The organism is Brevibacillus brevis NBRC 100599, from assembly GCF_000010165.1.
GTDB lineage: Bacteria > Bacillota > Bacilli > Brevibacillales > Brevibacillaceae > Brevibacillus > Brevibacillus brevis_D.
On record NC_012491.1, the window covers coordinates 2,010,465 to 2,029,721 of the forward strand.

The following is a 19,257-nucleotide window of genomic DNA, read 5'->3' on the forward strand; positions in this document are numbered from 1 at the left end:
GTCCTCCCTGCCTCCTTTAGTGGAATGTCAATGCTTTGCGAGTTTTGGGAAACTCACGAATGATGCGGATGTAATACAACATGGCAATCATCGCGAGAATGCCCAGAAGCCATGATCCCGTCCATCCTTTTTCTTCTAAGTCAGGCTTGGCATTGATATACGTATCGGTCACGAGAATCGACTGATAGGGATGCTTTCGTTTTTCCAAAGCATTCACAATGGCAGGCAACATCTCCCCATCCGGTACAGCCTTCAGCGTTCCTCGCATCGTTATGGATTGCTTGTCATGAATTTCCTTGGCATGTTCGTAGTTCGTAATGACAATGATTAATTGTTGACCCAGATAACCCACATTTACATAGCCTGTGTCCGAGTTTAATAGATCTCGCTCTTTGGCTTTGGCAGCAGGAATGAACTCGGCTTTTGGCTCAGGATACTTCTCTTTGTCATAGACACGGAGCATATTGATATAAGACGCTTTGGTCAATGTAAATTCCACCTGGTAGCCAAGAGGAGTTTGTTTCATCTCTTCCACCGTCTTGATTTGGACAGGCTTATATTTATTGACCAAGGAGTCAAACATTTGCTCCGAAGTCATATCCAGCTTCATGGATACGACAGCAAACATTGCGTAATGGAGCAGAAGGAGAAAAATAATCGTCCAAATGTTACGTCTCGTGTAGAGAGCAAAAAATTGCTTGAACCTTGCTAGCCTGCCAGGAAGTCCAAGCGTTTGCAAGTTTTTTCTCCTAACAGCTTTGGCCTGCTTGCTCGCAGGTGGTTCCGTTATCCTGTTAAACGGTGAGTGTATTTGTGTCAGGCATATCTTCGCGTCGATATCGGATGGATTATGCGAGAGTATCTCCTGAAAAACTTTTTGAGCCTTCTCCCATTCCCCTAGCTGAAGATAGCCTTTCCCCAGCAAGCTGCGAGCGTCCCATAGTTCTGGCATGCGAGTGAGGATTTCCTCGCAATCTTTGATCGCATCTGTGGCATCTCCCTTCTCGAGGAAAAGTCGGGCACGATACAAATACGCATCGATGTTATCTGGATCAAGACGTATCAATTGATCAAAGGTATGAAAGGCACGATTCTTATTTCCGGTTCGCAAAAAATATTCGCCCTGCAAACGGATCAAATCGGGGTCAAGAGCATACAGAGCATGAGCTTTTGCCAAATAGCTTTGAGCCGTTTCCCAATCATTTTCCATGAGGGCAAATAACGCATCGCTGCGCCATTCTAGAAACGCTTCAATATCGAGGTCATCGCGCTTCTCAAAAGAGTGGTAACGCAGCGTGAAAATCTGATTAAGCTGGCCGTTCAGGTAAGCGACAAAACGTCCTGAGAGCTGGCTTGCGAGCTTTTCTGATTTCTCCCGCCATTGAAAATGGGAATCGAGCAGCATCCACACTTCATGAGGCAAGTGATAGTGTTCTTCTAAAAAGTGGAGAAATTGCGTATCGATGAGTTGATGGCAGCCGACATTCCACATGGCCTCGTCATTCAGCAACTCACGCCAGTTTTCAAGCTGGATACGTTCGTGATAGTTGTCGTACAACTCTTGTGTACGGCGGAAAAAACGCTCCACCATGTCATCGGGGTTCATGGAGCGTTCGGAATGATCGACGTTCTCCGTGAAATCGTACCGCTTGGGAATCGGGATTTCTTCTTGCGAGACTACTTCTGGCGTTGGTTCCTCTAAAAACCTGTCAAACAGGGTGAGCCGCTGCGGCGGATCGTAGCTGGGCTGTTCTTCTTCTGCTGGTTCAGAATGCCACTGCTCATATAGTCGTCTCGGCGGCTGGAGGTGAATCGTCTCCTCTTGCGTTTCGTGTTTCTCCTCGCCGTCCTGCGGTCTTTTTTCAGGATTCCGCTTGTCATTGCGTGTGAACTTCAGGGCGAGGTCATACGCCTCTCGCAATCGCTGAAAGCCTTCAGGATCAACTTCCGGATTATGCACCTTCAACTTTTTGGCATAAGCCTTTTTTATCTGGGCAGGATTGTCCGTCGGTTCAATCCCGAGAATCTCCCAAATCCCCATTAATACTCATTCCACCCTTCAAACATGTCCAGCTGCTGCTTCAATTCTTCTGCTGCTTTGGCAATGTCCCTTTCATTTTGGGTGGACAGGACACTTTCGAAGCGGCGTAAGTAATTCGCAATGATCATCCTGTTTTCGCCCAACGCTTCCTCATACATACGCTCGCCTTTTGCCAGAAGCAATCGATTTTCGGTTCGTTCTCTAGGGTGGATCTTTATGTTTTGAAGGGCTTGAAAACGCTCCTCAATTTCTTCTTTTGAAAGGCTACCCGGATTTTTTTCGATGACGGCCTTGGTTTTGACTCCTGTAGATACGACAGTCACTTCGACTTCGAGAATCCCGTTGATGTCATATGTATAACGAACATCGATAGACTCCTCGCCCTTTTTGGCAGGGGGAACTTTTATATTCAGTTCGCCAAGCTTGAGGTTATGTTCGACGCGTCGGCTTTCGCCTTGATACACGTCAACGAGAATGGAGCGTTGATTATCGAGAACGGTGTACAGTCGTTCTACCCGGCTGACCGGGATTGGCGTATTGCGCTCGATGATCGGAAAAAAGTAGCCATCCTCGTGTTTGCCGTTGGCCATGGTTTGAACAATACCCGTACCGAGTGTGTATGGGCAAACATCTGTTAATACAAGCTCGTTTAACGCCTCGTTGCGTTCCTTGAGTGCTGCTTGTATCGCTGTTCCCAATGCAACGGCCTCATCGGGATTAATATGGGAATAGGGCAGTCGCCCAAATATTTTGCTTACGATGGATTTGATAAGCGGCATCCGCGTCGCACCGCCAATAAGCACGATGGCGTCTAGGTCCCGAGGTGAGATGGATGCGTCTCGCAAAGCACGCTCGATCGGCTGTCGCAGTCGTTGCAGCAGAGGAAACGCGAGTTCTTCCAGCTGATTTCGACTAAGGGTCGTTTCAACCAGCTCACCCTGGATATTGACACTCATTTTCCCTTCTTGCTCGGAAAACAAGGCGCGCTTGCACAACTCAGCTTGCTTGTGGATGGACGAACGCGTTTTGCTGTCCAGCGTGTTGATATCGAGTCGATGGGCTTCAATGAAATAAGAGGCGATCAGATCGGTAAAGTCTTCGCCGCCCAGAAAGTTGTCTCCAGCGATTGATTTTACTTCCATCACACCTTCGAACATTTCCAAAATAGAAACGTCAAACGTTCCACCACCTAAATCGAATACGAGGAATTGTGTCTCGGATTCCTCTTGATGGAGCCCATATGAGATCGCGGCGGCAGTCGGTTCGCTGATTAAGCGCTCTACTTTCAGTCCTGCAAGCTCCGCTGCCCGCTTGGTCGCTTTGCGTTGTGTGTCGTTGAAATAGGCAGGCACACTAATAACCGCTTCGTGAACGGGGTGCCCTAAATGAGCTTCTGCATCCGCCTTCAAAGATTTAATCACAAAGGAGGAAAGGTCATCGGCAGAAAAGGAATATCTCCCGAGTTGGTATCTTTTTTCTGTCCCCATAAACCGTTTAAAAGTAGAAGCGGTACGATCTGGGTGAGTTAAGAGGCGCTCTCTGGCGATTTTTCCAATCAAGATCTCGCCGTTCTCATCGACGCTGACAACAGAAGGAGTTAGTGTTTCTCCGAGCGCGTTTGGAATGAGCGCGGGTCCATTTTCAGTCCAGTAGGCAACCAGACTGTTCGTCGTGCCCAAATCAATTCCAATGGTGGTCATTAGCTAGGTCCTCATTTCCGTGTTTTTTCTACTAATATCGGCAAAAAAAAGCGACTTTGTAGATAATTTTACCATGAAAAATATGGATATAATTGGTGCTTTAGTAGGATATGAAATCGAATTTTAGAAAAAGAAAATAGATATAGAATTCGTAAGATAGAAAACGACAGACGAGAGAGGTCGTTATGCCAATGCAGCAACGAATGGAAAAGTGGTTTGAAGCGTGGAAGTTACTTATGCATGATATGGAGCGACAAGGCGCTCAGGTTTGGCCGCTCACCATAGAACCTCCAGCCACGCTGGAAGAAATCGAAAGAAGAGAGGAAAGTCTCGGGATCAGCTTTCCCGCGACGATCCGGACTATTTTACTATTGGGCAGCAGTCAGGTTCAAATAAATTGGTCGTTGCCATCTCGAACGTTAGATCCTTTTTCGCTCAGTGGGGATTTGGGATGGTCATTGGATGCGTTTGAGTGGCCGTACTTTGGTGGGGACGAAGAGAGTGAGGACGAGAAAAGGTATCTCTGTTTTCACGTCGGTGGGAATGGCGATATGCTGCTCATCGATTTGGCGACAGGCGTGGATGACCCACCCGTTTATTCTTGGGGGCATGAGACAGACGAATTCCTATTGCTCGGCAAAAGCTTCACAGAGTTCGTAGAGCGAGTCACAGAGCTGGGCTGTATTGGGGCAGAGTGCTGGAATTATGAAGCTCTCGCCGGTGCAGATGGGCTCGATGTGGAGGGGCAAGTCGCACAAGAGTGGAAAGAATGGCTGCAAATCTATCGGACGCTAACCTTTGAAGAGGCAGCGCAAGATTTCGAGAAGCTAGTCTTGTTTGCAAAAATGCATGGTGCAGGAAATTCACGTATCCAAGAGGCATTTACCCAGTACGATTGGGAGCCAATTTTGCAAAAATGGGTAACACAAATTGAGCAGGAAACCTCATCGAGTAATCTGCTACTTTGGTGCCAGCTCATTGTTGAGACAGTAGGCAAGAAGGCAGAGAGCTGGGTGCGCTCGCTATGGGAGTCCGGGCCACATTATCAACGGCTAGGATCAAGCCAACGTGCATATCTAACGGCAGCTTGTTTGCCGGAAGAAGAGGGCTTACAGCGAGTTTTGGCTGAAATGGATGAAGTCGTTGCCAGAAAAGAATGTTTGGTAGGATATGCTGCCAACAGTCATTTGCATCACTTTCACTCCCGAGAAGTCATTTGGTGGATGGAGCCGCATGTGGCGTACCCGATTGAAGGCTGGGATGAGCTTTTCGCGGTGTCACGTCCACAATGGGAGGATCTGATACGCTGGCTGGATGGAAATGAAGCACAGCGGCAGATTGCATTAAGTGCTTGGGGAAAAATGCTGACAAGTGGTGAATCGCCTTCCGGTGAAGCGAATTGGCAAGAAATCAATCGGTTGCTGGATGTAGCATACGAGAAAGCCATTCTGCGCAAGGAAAAGGAGCGTGTAGATCGTATTCGCTCTTCCTTGGAAACCGTAAAGCATTAGACGAGGGGGAGAGACAATGAGAAATGTGGTAACCGTATGGGGAACAACCTTGCAATCGGCTGATGAACTAGCGGATTTTCTGACTCCGGTTTACGATGAGGACGGGGAAGTGATACCGTCTGGCTTTTTAACAGCGTCGGGTCTTGAATGGGTAGACGAGGACTTTTTTGAAGTACATGAGGTACAGGATGCAGAGGCAAGAGCGGACTTTTTCATGTATTTGGAAAACGAATATGCGATGAATGCAACACTCGATCGAAAAGAATGGCCGGAAAAGCTAACAGAGGAAATTGGCAAGTACCCACATGTCATTTTGCTGTATGGCAATGAATCGCGGTACGGACCGATTAACGAAAAATTGTTCGATCTCACTGAGGGCGGGCAAGAAAAAGATTCACCGCTAGTCCTGCTCGCCAAACTTGTATTTGAAACAGAAGAGCGGTAAGGAGCAGGGAGAAATACATATGATAGGAGAGAAAGATATGGCTTATCATTTCGCAGATTTGTATGATGCGGCTGAACTGGGAGACATCGAGCTTGTAAAAAAGATTGTCACGAAACAGCCGGAATTGCTGCATGAAAAGGATGAGTATGAGTTTTCTGTACTGCATGGCGCAGTGATGACGGACGATGTTGACCTCATTGCGTATTTGGTCGCACAAGGTGCGGACGTTCATGCGAAAAACGATGAGGGTATTACCCCGTTGCATATCGCGCTCTATCCAGAGGTTGCAGAGGCGCTCATTGCGCACGGTGCAGACATACATGCCAGTGCTCATGATGGAAGTACCCCGTTGCACACACAGGTAGCGGATGGAGAGGAACGTTTGGATGTGGTAGAGTTATTGCTGGCCAAAGGTGCGAATCCAAACAAAAAGGACATGGATGGGCAAACACCATACGATATAGCGCGAGAGAGAGAAGACGAAGAGATGATGGCTCTATTTGAATAGGGGAAAAAGGAAAGCGTCCGTTATGATTCCGGACGCTTTCTTTCTTGCTCGAGTGCTGCGACGCGTTTTTCCAGCTCGTCGAAGGCTTTTTGCTTGGTTGTGGTGCGCTTTACAATGAACAAGCAGCAAGTAATGACAAGTGCGAAAGGCAAGAGGAAGACAAAGAGCTGAAAGAGTAAAGTACCCCATTCGATCGACACAGCGCCAAAATCTAGCATGGGTGATCACTCCAATCATAGGTGGAAATGTGAATCCTTTACCATACAAGCAACCGTGAATTAATCGACAACAACTCCCTGCGTACAGGCACGCATAGGCGACCGCCCACATAAGGATAGAAGTAAGCTATTCCAGACGTGGAGGTGGCAGCCATGTCCAGCATTATCGCGGCGCTTTCCCTTGTTTTTAAAGAACTACTCGTTTTTGTGGCTTATGTCAAGAACAATGCCTTCCCGCAACCGCTTCAGGACACCGAAGAAGAAAAGTACCTCCGACTCATGGCCAAAGGCGACCCTTACGCCCGCAACAAGCTGATTGAGCACAATTTGCGTTTGGTGGCGCATATTGTGAAGAAATTCGAGAACACGGGTGAGGACAGTGAAGATCTGATTTCGATCGGTACCATCGGCCTGATCAAAGCAATCGAGAGTTATCAGGTGGATAAGGGCACCAAGCTGGCTACGTATGCTGCGCGTTGTATTGAGAATGAGATAGTAATGTCAAAAGGGTAGCTCATGGGATGTAGTCATATGAGGAAGGGGACCTACATATTGATTGAGTTCACTTTTAGTAATCAGTTTTACTTTTTTTGAAACAGTTAAATCCGGCTTTTCGGCAAGTAACAGTTGATCTTTATTAAGTGGATGGATTAAGTACCATTTCTTCATTTGAACTGTTGGCGACGAATTAGCAGCAATAATTAAAGGTGGAATTGAAGCGGTTAGTTCTATGTAATAAAGCATTTTGGCGACCATCAGCCTGTTTATTATTATGAAATAGATTAAATATAGTGGTGTGAAAATATTTGCAGCTAAGTACATAGTTAAAATGATATTAATAAAATTTTTTTTATCGGTAAAGTGTATACTGATGCTATAATGTTAAAATTTATTAACGGAAGTTAGCGGAGGTAAAACTTTGGCACAAGTAGAACGGAGAGTGTCCGAGAGTGTGAGGGTTGTTCTGGAAAAAGGCAGTTTTGCTAGGAGAAAGATCGCAAGTATGTTGACAATCAGTCGAAGAAAAAAACTCGAGTTAAACTGCAAATTGGCGGGAAATGGCATGTTGCGCTCTCGATTATTCGTTGAATATATCATGTCAACTAAATGATGGCGTAATGTAATCAAAAAAATTCGGAGAGTCCAAGAATAACCAATTTAATGAAAAAAATAAACCCAATTGTAATTACATACTCAACAATTAAATGTAAAACCTTTGGTGGTTTTTCTTGTTTAGTGAAAGTATATTTAAATACCATAAAAAGTGCTATACCCATAAAAATAGCTAAAGGTTCCTTCATCATGTGTGCTCCTTTCAAAAAATAGAAGAGATGCAATAATTGCATCTCTTCTATTTTCCACATATTGCAGAAAATTCCTTTAAATAATATATTCCGAAACAAAGTATTCGTCAATCATACAGTCCATTGTGTAATCGATACAGTTCCAGATGGATCAATAACAAATCTCCAACGATATTTCCATGTGTTATCTTTCCCGCTGGTACTAATATAGACAATAGATTCGTTAGTTCCACTTGAAGGAACTGGAGTAGTGAAAATCGCGCTGTAAAGTGGGACTTGTTTTGATGTCATATAAGTGGATGAGGCGATAGCAAAATCACCGAAACCAAAAGGTTGTTCCTTGTTTAACTTGTTCAAAAGCCTAGCCATGTACGGGATTTTTTTTACGATTTGGTACGAAGCAAAAGTTCCAAATGCATTGTTCCAGTTTGAGGTAAATACGCCAGTAACCTCATTCATCCATGTTTGTGTCCAATTCTGGGTATAGTAATACATGTCTGGTCTTTGAAAAATAACTAGCTTTCCATTCTTAACGGTATACTCCAAGGGCATTCCTGCATTGTTAGTCATGCTAGTTGTTATTTTGAGTGGACTATCATAAGAACAACCATGGCAATCGGGATCTTCTTTAAGAGGACCTATCGAAGCACGTATATCTATACTATTTTTCCAAGTTGTATCCACAAAAGTCTTTTCATTGAACTTTGGCAAGTCATCATCAGCTTTTATATTTTGGGGATTGTGACTGTTTACATATTTTGTTATCTCTTCCTTGTTACCTTGATGGATTCCTTCGGCTGATGCTGATGTCAAACTGGTTAGAGATACTATTATGCTAAGCAATACAGGAACTAGTTTTTTCAATTTAATCACTCCTAAGTAAATAATTGGTAAATATAGCGATTAGTATAACTGGTTTTTTCTGTATATTCAAGATTGCATTATTATTCCTGCCTATTAATATAATTCTGTTATTTTACTTTACATATCATAACTTTTGACAAGCTGTTGTTGCATACCCTCTGACAGGAGGGAGAAGCCGTATGATCGGAATATTTGCTAGGGTGAGTACAGAGGAACAAGCCAAGAGCGGGTTCAGGTTCAGGCTCGACGATCAGGTAAGGGAATGCAGGAAGAAAGCAGTGACGAGTGACGCCGCCGAGTACATAGATGATGTATCAGACGAGTTCCTGGATTCGTCCGGCTCTCTCCAGGCTAAGACAAGATGTGAAGGATGGAGTTATAACACAAATCGTTTGTCTTGACCCAGACCGATTATCTCCTAAGCTTATGAACCAGTTGCTTATTACAGATGAATTTGACAAACGCGGTATAGAGCTTGTGTTTGTAAATGGTAAATATGCCAAAACTCCAGAAGGACAGCTTTTTTATAGAATGCGCGGTGCAATTACTCAATTTCAGAAGGTAAAAATTAATGAGCGTATGAGTCGAGGAAGAAGAGAAAAGGCAAGGCCGCGTTCTCCGAGACTTTCAGATATATGGATACAGTTATGATACTGAGAAAGAACAGATCGTAATAAATGAAGCTGAAGCAGCAGTAGTACGGCTTGTGTTTGATTTGTTTACTCAGCCTAACGAGCTAGTTCAAGGGATCAACGGTATAGCTCTTTATCTCACCAATAAAGGGGTCCCAACAAAACGCGGTGCAAGCGTATGGCATCGTCAGGTCGTGCGACAGATGCTGATGAACGAAGCATACGTGGGAAGATTTTATCAGAACAAGTGGAATACAGAAGGGATGCTTGGCAACCAGTTTCGCAACTGGATGAGAAAGTCCGTATGAAAATGCGCCCAAAAGAAGTTTGGATATTACTGCCCTGCCCATCGATTATCGACAAAGTAAAATTTGAACATGCCCAGCGACTACTTAAGGAATCCATCGAAAATTGAATAACGAAGGTAAGGCAGACGACCTCTACATTAAAGAACACTCTTTTTCTTGGAGCGTAACGTGGGAGGATGGGCAAAAAAGAACCCACCCTATAGCACATTCACTATGGGTGGGAGTGGGAAGCGTTACCCTGCCTAGGGCTCACTCTTTAGGGATTCAATCCAATCAGCATGACAGGTATCGCACACTAGTTCGTTGCGATCCTGCTTACCTTGGAAAAACGTGATTTGGCGACCGCTGTCCGTTTCACATTCACAGTAATAACAGCGATATTTTTCCAATACGGTCCCTCCCTGAAGAGTTTTTCAAGAGTCACGCTAATTATTCTCCCTATCTATGTTGTAATCTAGCACACTAGGAATTTTTTAAATCATCAACAGCTCAATTATGTGAAATCAATTCATTTACGACCTTCTATTGTTTTCTGTCTGAAGTAAAGAAACAGAGGAAAAGAAAATGATAGACCAACTGTTAAAGTTGCGGCGATGTAAATCCACCAATGCTTCATGTGATGCTTTCTAACTTCTTGAAAAAGAAATACCCAGAAAATGAAGCATGAGATAAGAAAATCGGTTGCAAAAAACGAAGAAATGTCGTTTGTAAAAAGTTCGGATGTAAAAAGGTTGATATCTAATCCATTTGCACGAAGGAACGGAATGAAATAACTGTAAGGCAAGACTGCCCCCAAAATTGCCAGTAATAAATATAGGTTTTTCATTCTCAACTTTCCCCTTTATTTTTGGAGATATTATACAGTAGGTAAAGAGTCCACTTCAATTAGTTTCGGAGTAAAATCTTTACAGTTTAGGGAATTTATACTTTGCTCAAAATACTAAATACCATGGTGAACAATACTGTAGTTTTCATGAAAGGCCTGTTCAGCAATAGCTGCCAATGCAGATAGGGTACATGGCTACTTCTTTTAGCGATATGGTTAAATCTTCGGTCTTAAAATCAACACCGAATACAGAATGGAATTCCTGGTGTCTTCACTTTGGTAATTTACCACAATACAATAGTTATTGAAAAAAGCCCTTTAATAAAAGAGCCCGTAAATAAGATGAGTATCTGTACCGAAAACAACATCAACCTGAATGCCAGCTTAGTAAGAGGTGAGTGGAAATTTTGCCGCCCTGGTAAACTGCGAATGCATGCTTACTGGAGATTGGTTGGGTGTGAATTTTGGTGCCAAGCGCTCCGTATGCGGTATCCGATTCTCAAGAATATCAATTAACCGCTGAATGTCTTCTTTCGTCGCAGGTTGCTTTTCCAATTTAAGTTCATAACCTAAGTCCCACTAACTTCAATTGTAGCCCATTGAAATTTGAGATTCCAGCTTGTCGTAGTCGCATTTCAAGCTTGTCAGCTGTTAGCCTGAGTTTGCGCATGTTACTTTCAACCAATTCTCCATTTTCAATTACAATTACTGCCTTGCCCGTAATAAAAGTTTCGAATCCATTAGATTTAATCTCTAGGAATTCCATCAATATCATGACCACGACCAAGACTGCTGCTAATAGAAAAGTAGGCCAGTAACCATTACCAGTAATAGGTTGGATGATCAAAGTACCAAGCCCGATCATCACAATTACTTGGGCCATAGTCATTTGAGAAATTGATTTTCTACCAGCAATTCGCAGTAGAAGAGTACCGAGTACAATTACACCTACAGATTGCCATATAAGAGTCCAACTCATGTGAATACCTCCGCATTCATGATGGTATAGGTTGCCCAATTGCAGGAAAAGTTTACAAGCCACACGATTTGTTAAATGGGGAGGAGAGACGATGCAAATATGTAGTAAGGAGACGACTAGGCAAGACAACAATCAATGTGTGAAACGATAGTGGTAGAAAATGAAAGAGGCGCTAAGGCATTTATACGCTTAGCGCCACGGGGATTGGTTATTTCAGTACATTCAAAGCACGACGTAGTTTCTTTGCAAACTCTATGGGTGGTTCAACAGATTCAATATGCAAATACATGAGACGTGGCTTATCAAAGAGCCAGTGATTGTGCAGGGCAGAAACGATAAACCCTTCTTTACGAACAGCGTCTATAAACTTTTGGACTTCGGTTTGCAGGAGTGTAAATTCACCTGTATTCAAGGTGTTGCCTTCTTTGTCGAGGGATTCAATGGTAATTTCATGCTCAGTATCATATGGCTTGCCCAAGATTGTTGCATTGAGGTTACGCTGAATCGTGATAGAACAAGTATCATTTGACATGCCTGTCCCACCCAGAATTTTGGCTATCCGATCGCATAAACTTTTCGGTATCTTCAAGTGTGATCCTCCTTTTCTTGTTTTCATACATTCTATGTAGAACAGAATAAGAGGTTCTGGACAGGGGGAAAAAAGGGTGCATGTACAAGTGAAAGGATAATAGCAAGGAGATTACTACAAATGATTACACGAGAGTTTGAAAGTGAAGGACCAGATAAACAAATTGCTACGGCACTCGGGACGACCTGAGTGTTTTTTTTATGCCAAAAAGACCGGCAAAAACTCTGGATAAAACGCGGACAAAATCATGGATAAAGGCAGGACATTCTGAGCATAAACGCACTAGAGTGGAGTAGGGGATATGCAATTATTCATTTTATTTTTAAGTTGTACAGCAGTTACTAAATTTCAGGAATCCCTCAGAACTTTGGAAATTTCGAATAATTCTGCTCGGATTTTAATGAACTGGGAACTACATGCGAGATTTACGGCTCCGGCCACTCGCCCCTTGTCTTTATTTTTAGGCGATCTGTAATTGGCGGAGCAGCCTGCCGAAAGAAATCCCAAAGTTTTTAAATAATACACTCGTACTAATTTGAGGCTGCGTGTTATGATGTTTTTGTAATAAATGGCAATAAATGGAAAAGTTATCTGTAACATTTAAATGTCGGCAACAAAGTCCACTCTCCCGTTAACTTGCTTCTCTTCTGAGGGCGGGTAAAAATAAGAGTAAGAAGGAGTGTTTTTTGATGAAAAAGTTTCTGACTAGTTTAGCAACACTGGCACTATTGACTTCAGCTGTACCTGCATTTGCACAGGAGGGACAGCAATCACCTGCAGCTACTGCAACGGCTCACTATTCATCATCCAAAATATCTTCTAACGAAGATGAAAAGTATGAAGATATGTTTCAAGATATTGGGGTGAAGTTTAATTATATTCCAGGTGCAGATAGATATAAGTGGGTTCGTTACAATGTAACAGATGGATATGAGGATGCGACTGGTACTTCGTACACTACTAGCTCAAAAATCTATAGTTTAAGAATTGGAAAACTATATCGAATACATGCTTATGCGGTAGACGAAAACAATAGAGTACTCGCCGTATCAGCCCCGGTTGAAATTAGAGGGGAAAAAGGTTGGGATACGGTTATTAATTTTTGGTTAAAATAATGCTGACTGAATAGTTAGACGAATAGGCACCCACGCGGTGCTTTTTCTTTTGAAAAACTACTTATTAGAAACGGGTCCAGAAATAGGTATAAGGATGCGGGAGAGAACTCTGCCCGAAGGATGGGTATCTACCGGGTAATTATGGGTGAGATGTAACTTTATTCAAGAGGAGTTCGTCAAACAAATGTATTTGCAAACCCCCGATAAACATGTGCCCCACTGAGGAGGTAACAAATCCATGAAAAAGGTTGTGCTCATCGCTGCAATGACAGCTGTTCTGTCTGTCGGGCAGATCGCCTATCCCATTCAAGAGGTAGGAGCGGCAACGGCGGCCTCTTATCGCATTTCCTACAAAATGCCCACGGTCAATACACTGGAAGAAAAAGAAGTTTTTCATTCTCTCCTAAAAGATGCGCTTAAGATCAAAAATCCGCATCCGGCCAGCACCCTGGACAAAAACAGAAAAAGCCTCACGGAAATCGTCGGCGATCTTAACGGTACAGACACGCCGCGCGGTTTCATGATCGATGAATTCGTCGTTTCTAAAAACGGGTATTTGTTTGCCCTGTACAATGAGATCGGGATACTAGATCCCGTCTATCCCCAAGGCTACGATCCGGCCGCCATCAGCAAGCAAATATTGGAGCAGGAAGCATCTGGTCAATGGGGAGGCGATCTACGGCGAAAGCGGGGAGAGATGGAACTAAAAGCGCGGGTAGACGCACTTGTCCAAGCGGGGTACGTACAGCCTGAGGAACTGAAAGACCAACTGCTTACGAAGCAATTTGTTGCGGAGACGTTGTACCGCATGTACAAAAAAGTTAGGCCTTTTAAAGGGAGTGTAGCTCCCAAAGACAGCCAAAGTGAAGCAGTCCGTTGGGCAGTAGAGGTGGGAGTGCCGGAATTCCAGGTCGATGCAAAAGGGTATGTGTATCCGCAAACGCAGCCGTACTACACAAATTCGCTCGACTTCATCCAGCTGTTTTTGCCGAGTAAAAAAACAGCGGCTGGATGGGAGTATTTTCAATACGAAGTCAATCAAGACATGCTGCTAGAGGCCGTGCACAACTATTCGGGCCAATTATTGTATGTAAACAATAAGCCGTTGTCCTCCCATCCCAACTATGTGATTCTGTCTAAACTTCCAGAGACGAAGAAGGCCGAAACGCAGCTCAGCGCCTCTCTTGAACCTAAAGTAATGGAGATGGTGGAGCAAGTCCGGCAAGAAGTCCAAAAACCGCGCGTGTGGGACTGGCGAACAGACGTAATCCGGCATCCTTCCTTTACCAAACTTGTGAGCGAGTACCGGAAAACGAAGAGCCAAAAAGCGCTGAATCAGGTCTATCAATCAGTCAAGGCGCGCTATAATTTATTCGATCGGCAGGACTCGCTTCAGGTCATAAAAAGCGTCCTGGATCATATTCGGTGAGTTTTCGATAGCACTACACCATCATCAAACAAAAGCACCCTTGTGGTGCTTTTTCCTGTTTCCTCACTACTTTTGACAAGCCGTTTGCGCATATCTTCTCGACAGGAGGGGATGAACGGTGCATGTAAAGATTATACCGGGTATTGCTACTGACAGTATTCGTTCCGCCTGTTATCAGTATTTATTAGGAAAATACAGGAGGGAGAAGCCGTATGATCGGAATATATGCCAGGGTGAGTACAGAGGAACAAGCCAAGAGCGGATTCAGCCTCGACGATCAGTTAAGGGAATGCAGGAAGAAAGCAGCGACGAGTGAAGCTGCTGAATATGTTGACGATGTATCAGGCGAGTTCTTAGACCGACCGGCTCTCTCAAGGCTTAGACGAGATGCAAAAGAAGGACTCATTACGAAGATCGTTTGTCTGGATCCTGACCGTTTATCACGCAAGCTTATGAACCAGCTGCTAATTACAGATGAATTTGATAAACGCGGGATAGAGCTCGTATTCGTGAATGGCGAATACGCCAAAACTCCAGAAGGACAGCTCTTTTATAGCATGCGTGGAGCAATTGCAGAATTCGAAAAAGCGAAAATCAATGAACGAATGAGTCGTGGAAGAAGAGAAAAGGCAAGACAGGGCCGTGTTCTCCGTGACTTTCAAATATATGGATACAGCTATGATTCCAAGAAGGAACAGATCGTAATAAATGAAGCAGAGGCAGCAGTAGTGCGACTCGTATTTGATCTGTTTACTCAGCCCAACGAGCTCGTTCAGGGAATGAATGGGATAGCTGTTTATTTAACCAATAAAGGGGTTCCTACCAAGCGTGGTGCTAGTGTATGGCATCGTCAGGTGGTGCGACAGATGCTGATGAACGAGGCATACGTGGGGAGATTTTATCAAAATAAGTGGAATACGGAAGGAATGCTGGGTAATCAGTTTCGCGAGCCAGATGAGAAAGTCCGTATGAAAATGCGCCCAAAAGATGAGTGGATATCCTTGCCCTGCCCATCTATCATTGACGAAGTTAAATTTGAACATGCCCAGCGACTGCTAAAGGAATCCAGAAGGAGATGGGCAGGCCGGAGCTTCAACGAGTACCTCTTAAGTGGCCTAGTACGATGTGGGTCCTGTGGTAATACGATGTCAGGAAGAAAAGTAAAAAACTGGAGCCAACATATATTTGAGTATACTGACGTTAAGAATACAGCAGGTGCAAAAAATAAGGGATGCGGTCGCCGTGTAAGATGTGAGCAATTGGACAATCAGGTTTGGGAAACGGTACGTTCATGGTTGAACAATCCAGATGAGATAGCGATAGCGGTTGAAGAAAAGGTGGAGACTCCATTTGAGCAAGTAGAGCTGGAACGTTTGCAAAAGGAACTCGAAAAAACGAAAGCAGGACGCAAAAGATTGCTCAAATTGTTTGCATCCGTTGAAGAAGACATAAGCGAAGAAGATATACGGCAAGGGTTAAAAGAGCTGAAGGAAAAGGAGGATAAACTGAATCAGCGCTCGAACGAGCTACATGAACAAGCGAAACTACAGATCGCTAACGAATATAACCGCAACTTGATCCAGGAAGCTGCTGACTATTATTTATCAAAAGCACAGGATGAACTATCGTTTGGGGATAAGAAAGAGCTGATCCGTCATGTAGTAAGGGAAGTTAGAGTTTATGAGGAGAGCGTGGAGATATACACGTTCTAAATCCGTTTATGCACTTCTTTTGACATTTAGATTGAAATCCTCATGCATCTGAGAAGTCTGAAAAAAACCAAAAAAGATGTTTCCTTGCACGACCCAATCGGGACGGATAAAGAGGGGAATGAAATCACCTTAATCGACGTCCTTGGTACAGAAACCGACGAAGTGGTCGACGCTGTGCAGCTCAAGCTGGAGTCCAATAAGATTTACCAGCACATACACATCCTCGATGAGCGTGAAAAAGAGGTAATCATTGGTAGGTTTGGGCTGGATCAGGACAAAGAAAAAACACAGCGTGAAATTGCGCGGGAGCTGGGCATCTCTCGTTCGTATGTATCCCGTATCGAAAAGCGAGCGTTAATGAAGTTGTTTAATGAGTTTTATCGGACGAAACAGCCGCAGGGTAGATAAAAGGTAAAGGAATAAAGGAAAATCATTTGGGAAAAGATCACCCGTAAGCGAGGCATTGTTTAAGTCAGCCGTCTTACGGGTGATTGCTGTGCGAATAGCATCGGCAAAAAGTCCCAGTATCAAACTGGAACTTTTACGAAACATGCTTAAAGTTTTCTGAAATCATCAGTGAGAATGCCCGCATACCCCCAGTTTTCATCGTCAATCTCTTCAATAACGATGTGAGTATGTTCAGGCTTTTTGCCAAGAACATTAACAAGAGTTTCCGTGAACTCTTTCACAATCTGAGCTTTTTGATCACGGGTTGCACCTTTTGTAATTTGAAGGTTGATATATGGCATTTGTCCACATCTCCAATCAGGTTCTTTTATAACGTAGACGGACAAGGTAGCAAATAGTTTCAATCATATTACAGTTTGAGTGACAGGGATTTTTAACTTAATAGTTAGGGAGGAAAGAGCGATGAATAGACAAGCAATTTTGGATGTTTTGAACAACCTGGAGGTAGTTGAAATAAATGGCGGAGATAGCCCATACATCCTCGTTGAAAACAATGAGATTGTACGCCAGAAACTCAATGCAGTTGGAAAGAGTCTTGCCCTCATTGTGAAATGACACTCTACGGTGAAGGTATTTCATGGGATGAACAGGTACTTGTTCGCATCTATGTAGACCATAAAACTGGTGAATTAAAGGTTTGGGGTTTAGATTCAGATGATTAACAAAACGGTAATTGAGAAGAACGGAGGTGAGACGGTGTACAAAACATTTCGTGCTTCGGTAATGTTCTCAATAAGTAAAAAAGAGCCGCGCTTACACGGCTCCAACTATTATATTCTTATTGACCACCTGTATTTGAAGCCCAGACAGGATACCAGCCTTGATTCAAGTCCGTAGTGTTATAAAGAACTAAATTTCCATCATCTTGCATAATCATAAGGTCGCCTCTAAGGTTTACGGGTGGTTTACCTTGATAATGGATATTACTCCATGCAGCGTTATCTGAATACCAAAGCGGATCACCATTCCCACGGAGTAAAACGAGTTTTCCGCTATAAAAGTCAAGCTTGAGAGAATGTCCAGCGCGGTTGGTATTCACGCTCCATAAAACGGTATTTGATCTGTTCTTTAATTGAAGATCGTTATAAACATTAAAACCTAATTGGTATTTACCGTTAATTGACATAAGCGAACCAGTCATTTCTTGATTTGGCTTAAGACGGTCATTCCAAAATGCAAATGTTGCAGAAGTGAAATGGAGTTGGATCATGAAAACTGCAAATAACAGCAAAGCAATCTTTTTCATAATAACCTCCTATTGGATGTATTTTCCATATACTACTAAATTTTACCATGCATTCTATAAAAAATGTGCAATTTTCAAAAAGTAATCAAATCACACGATTTGTTAAATGGGGGAGGCTACTCGAATGGGCTGTCAGCATTGTGGTGGCTTGGGTTATACGGTGGAAAAGACAGGAGAGGTCTCTCCACATATTCCTTATACCGAGGAAACATATAAAGAACCGTGTGAATGCTGGCTTGAAGAGGATCAGAAGAAACAGTCGTCTTTTTAACAAAACATTACGTTTGATTATGACAAAAGAGAAAGAGGGTAAAAAACCCTCAATCTCAATCGTTTTTAATACCCATTAATTTGTCTGTGAATTTTTCCAAATCCTCATTGTCTACTTTCAATATGCAATCTGAACAACAAGGATGTTCAAAGATGACTGAAGTGATGATGTAAGGAATTTGTTTATTACAATTGAAACATTTTGGTAACATTAAAATTTTACCTCCTTTTAATTTATAAAATTATTATCAAAATGAATGGGATTATTAACATTTTTTTCACTACGTTTTTCTCAAGGAGGGATAACCGTTGAAAGCCATCACTATTCACCAGCCGTGGGCGACACTGATTACCCTCGAGGAGAAGCAATTCGAAACACGAAGCTGGGCGACGAAATACAGCGGGCCAATTGCGATCCATGCCGGCAAGAAGGTAGACAAGGAAATTTGCCTGGAAGAGCCTTTTCGCAGCGTGTTAGCTGAACATGGATTCACGGCAGATAACCTGCCAACAGGAGCAGTTGTAGCGATTTGCCAACTTGGAGAGTGTCACGAGGTTATGGCGGACTTTGGAAACTATGCGCTGATTGCAGAAGACCGATTCTACATAGGCGCACAAGAATACCATTTCGGAAATTATGAGAGTGGTAGGTATGCTTGGGAGCTTCTAAGTGTCAAGCCAATTGATCCGGTGCCAGCAAAAGGGCAGCAAGGGCTGTGGAATTGGGGAGGGGAACGGGATGCAAGCAGGACGTGAAGTGAAGTACCAGGTATGGATAGTGCCTACAAGGGAAATGAAAAAGGTCACCGCTCTATTGTTTGATGATGATGGACAGTTGTTCGGGGTAAAGACCCCAGATTCCGAAATTAACTCCTGCTTGAGTATTCATACAGTCCGCATAAGAGAATTTACGAGTCTCCATGACAAGAACGGCAAGGAGATTTATGAAGGAGACATTGCCCAAAACAAACATGGTGCCATCGGCGTTATAAGATTCCACAAAACATGGGGAACATTTTATTTTGATACAATTCTTGGTTTAAATGAGGAAAACGAACTGGTGAGGATGAGAAGTGAACTACTCCCCTAGTA

The 19,257-nt window shown here is 43.4% G+C and carries 20 protein-coding genes and 2 pseudogenes; 13 read left to right on the forward strand and 9 right to left on the reverse strand.

Going from position 1 to position 19,257, the window contains the following annotated elements; all coding sequences use genetic code 11:
* Nucleotides 1–16 precede the first annotated feature (16 nt).
* A complete protein-coding gene (locus BBR47_RS09855; protein WP_012685628.1) occupies nt 17–2,041 on the reverse strand; it encodes a J domain-containing protein in 2,025 nt (674 codons plus the stop codon).
* Nucleotides 2,041–3,741 carry a molecular chaperone HscC gene (locus BBR47_RS09860; protein ID WP_012685629.1) on the reverse strand — a complete coding sequence of 567 codons (1,701 nt, stop codon included), beginning with the start codon at nt 3,739–3,741 and terminating at the stop codon, nt 2,041–2,043. Before BBR47_RS09860 ends, BBR47_RS09855 begins: the two co-directional genes overlap by 1 nt.
* A 185-nt stretch (nt 3,742–3,926) precedes the next feature.
* Here BBR47_RS09860 and BBR47_RS09865 point away from each other — a divergent pair, with 185 nt between their 5' ends.
* From BBR47_RS09865 to BBR47_RS09875, 3 genes are read left to right on the forward strand one after another with little or no spacing between them, the layout of a single operon-like run.
* Nucleotides 3,927–5,252: an SMI1/KNR4 family protein gene (locus BBR47_RS09865; RefSeq protein ID WP_012685630.1), complete on the forward strand. Its 1,326-nt coding sequence runs from the start codon at nt 3,927–3,929 to the stop codon at nt 5,250–5,252.
* Between the two features lie 16 nt (nt 5,253–5,268).
* A complete protein-coding gene (locus tag BBR47_RS09870; RefSeq protein ID WP_012685631.1) occupies nt 5,269–5,697 on the forward strand; it encodes an immunity 22 family protein in 429 nt (142 codons plus the stop codon).
* Nucleotides 5,698–5,716: 19 nt separating this feature from the next.
* Nucleotides 5,717–6,205: an ankyrin repeat domain-containing protein gene (locus tag BBR47_RS09875; RefSeq protein ID WP_231850579.1), complete on the forward strand. Its 489-nt coding sequence runs from the start codon at nt 5,717–5,719 to the stop codon at nt 6,203–6,205.
* A 20-nt stretch (nt 6,206–6,225) separates the two neighbouring features.
* On the opposite strand, the gene BBR47_RS09880 is transcribed toward BBR47_RS09875, so the two are convergent.
* Nucleotides 6,226–6,423 (reverse strand): hypothetical protein, encoded by a 198-nt coding sequence (locus tag BBR47_RS09880; protein WP_012685633.1) that lies wholly within the window; start codon nt 6,421–6,423, stop codon nt 6,226–6,228.
* 153 nt (nt 6,424–6,576) lie between these two features.
* On the opposite strand from BBR47_RS09880, the gene BBR47_RS09885 reads away from it, so the two are divergent.
* A complete protein-coding gene (locus BBR47_RS09885) occupies nt 6,577–6,936 on the forward strand; it encodes a sigma-70 family RNA polymerase sigma factor (RefSeq protein WP_012685634.1) in 360 nt (119 codons plus the stop codon).
* A gap of 902 nt (nt 6,937–7,838) precedes the next feature.
* On the opposite strand, the gene BBR47_RS09900 is transcribed toward BBR47_RS09885, so the two are convergent.
* Entirely contained in the window at nt 7,839–8,591 is a 753-nt protein-coding gene (locus BBR47_RS09900) for a hypothetical protein (RefSeq protein ID WP_012685635.1), read from the reverse strand.
* A gap of 179 nt (nt 8,592–8,770) precedes the next feature.
* On the opposite strand from BBR47_RS09900, the pseudogene BBR47_RS31895 reads away from it, so the two are divergent.
* Nucleotides 8,771–9,626: pseudogene (locus BBR47_RS31895) on the forward strand (recombinase family protein); the annotation flags it as partial.
* Nucleotides 9,627–10,039: 413 nt separating this feature from the next.
* Here BBR47_RS31895 and BBR47_RS09910 read toward each other — a convergent pair.
* The 3 genes from BBR47_RS09910 to BBR47_RS09920 all read right to left on the reverse strand — a co-directional run bounded on the left by BBR47_RS09910 (nt 10,040) and on the right by BBR47_RS09920 (nt 11,925).
* Nucleotides 10,040–10,357 (reverse strand): DUF2834 domain-containing protein, encoded by a 318-nt coding sequence (locus BBR47_RS09910; RefSeq protein WP_041749344.1) that lies wholly within the window; start codon nt 10,355–10,357, stop codon nt 10,040–10,042.
* Between the two features lie 562 nt (nt 10,358–10,919).
* A complete protein-coding gene (locus BBR47_RS09915; protein WP_012685640.1) occupies nt 10,920–11,336 on the reverse strand; it encodes a DUF421 domain-containing protein in 417 nt (138 codons plus the stop codon).
* A 208-nt stretch (nt 11,337–11,544) separates the two neighbouring features.
* On the reverse strand, nt 11,545–11,925 hold the full coding sequence (locus BBR47_RS09920) for a DUF1259 domain-containing protein (protein WP_012685641.1): 381 nt from the start codon (nt 11,923–11,925) through the stop codon (nt 11,545–11,547).
* A gap of 689 nt (nt 11,926–12,614) precedes the next feature.
* Here BBR47_RS09920 and BBR47_RS09925 point away from each other — a divergent pair.
* The 4 genes and pseudogenes from BBR47_RS09925 to BBR47_RS09940 all read left to right on the forward strand — a co-directional run.
* Nucleotides 12,615–13,040: a hypothetical protein gene (locus BBR47_RS09925; protein WP_012685642.1), complete on the forward strand. Its 426-nt coding sequence runs from the start codon at nt 12,615–12,617 to the stop codon at nt 13,038–13,040.
* Nucleotides 13,041–13,278: 238 nt separating this feature from the next.
* Nucleotides 13,279–14,469, forward strand: a complete 1,191-nt coding sequence (locus tag BBR47_RS09930) for a hypothetical protein (RefSeq protein ID WP_012685643.1) — start codon at nt 13,279–13,281, stop codon at nt 14,467–14,469.
* Nucleotides 14,470–14,681: 212 nt separating this feature from the next.
* Entirely contained in the window at nt 14,682–16,181 is a 1,500-nt protein-coding gene (locus BBR47_RS09935; protein ID WP_012685644.1) for a recombinase family protein, read from the forward strand.
* Nucleotides 16,182–16,214: 33 nt separating this feature from the next.
* A pseudogene (locus BBR47_RS09940) lies at nt 16,215–16,589 on the forward strand (sigma-70 family RNA polymerase sigma factor); the annotation flags it as partial.
* Between the two features lie 146 nt (nt 16,590–16,735).
* On the opposite strand, the gene BBR47_RS09945 reads toward BBR47_RS09940, so the two are convergent.
* The gene (locus BBR47_RS09945) at nt 16,736–16,930 is read right to left on the reverse strand and encodes a tautomerase family protein (RefSeq protein WP_012685646.1); all 195 of its coding nucleotides are present in this window, start codon (nt 16,928–16,930) and stop codon (nt 16,736–16,738) included.
* Between the two features lie 121 nt (nt 16,931–17,051).
* On the opposite strand from BBR47_RS09945, the gene BBR47_RS30825 reads away from it, so the two are divergent.
* Entirely contained in the window at nt 17,052–17,204 is a 153-nt protein-coding gene (locus BBR47_RS30825; protein ID WP_155801079.1) for a hypothetical protein, read from the forward strand.
* Nucleotides 17,205–17,427: 223 nt separating this feature from the next.
* Here BBR47_RS30825 and BBR47_RS09950 read toward each other — a convergent pair whose 3' ends face one another.
* Nucleotides 17,428–17,895 carry a hypothetical protein gene (locus BBR47_RS09950; protein ID WP_012685648.1) on the reverse strand — a complete coding sequence of 156 codons (468 nt, stop codon included), beginning with the start codon at nt 17,893–17,895 and terminating at the stop codon, nt 17,428–17,430.
* Between the two features lie 124 nt (nt 17,896–18,019).
* Between BBR47_RS09950 and BBR47_RS31215 the strand changes: the two genes are divergently transcribed.
* From BBR47_RS31215 to BBR47_RS09960, 3 genes are all read left to right on the forward strand, one after another.
* On the forward strand, nt 18,020–18,166 hold the full coding sequence (locus BBR47_RS31215) for a hypothetical protein (protein ID WP_012685649.1): 147 nt from the start codon (nt 18,020–18,022) through the stop codon (nt 18,164–18,166).
* A 308-nt stretch (nt 18,167–18,474) separates the two neighbouring features.
* Nucleotides 18,475–18,921, forward strand: a complete 447-nt coding sequence (locus BBR47_RS09955; RefSeq protein ID WP_012685650.1) for an ASCH domain-containing protein — start codon at nt 18,475–18,477, stop codon at nt 18,919–18,921.
* On the forward strand, nt 18,905–19,255 hold the full coding sequence (locus BBR47_RS09960; RefSeq protein ID WP_041749346.1) for a YopX family protein: 351 nt from the start codon (nt 18,905–18,907) through the stop codon (nt 19,253–19,255). The genes BBR47_RS09955 and BBR47_RS09960 overlap by 17 nt, the downstream gene beginning before the upstream one ends.
* The last annotated feature ends 2 nt before the right edge of the window (nt 19,256–19,257 follow it).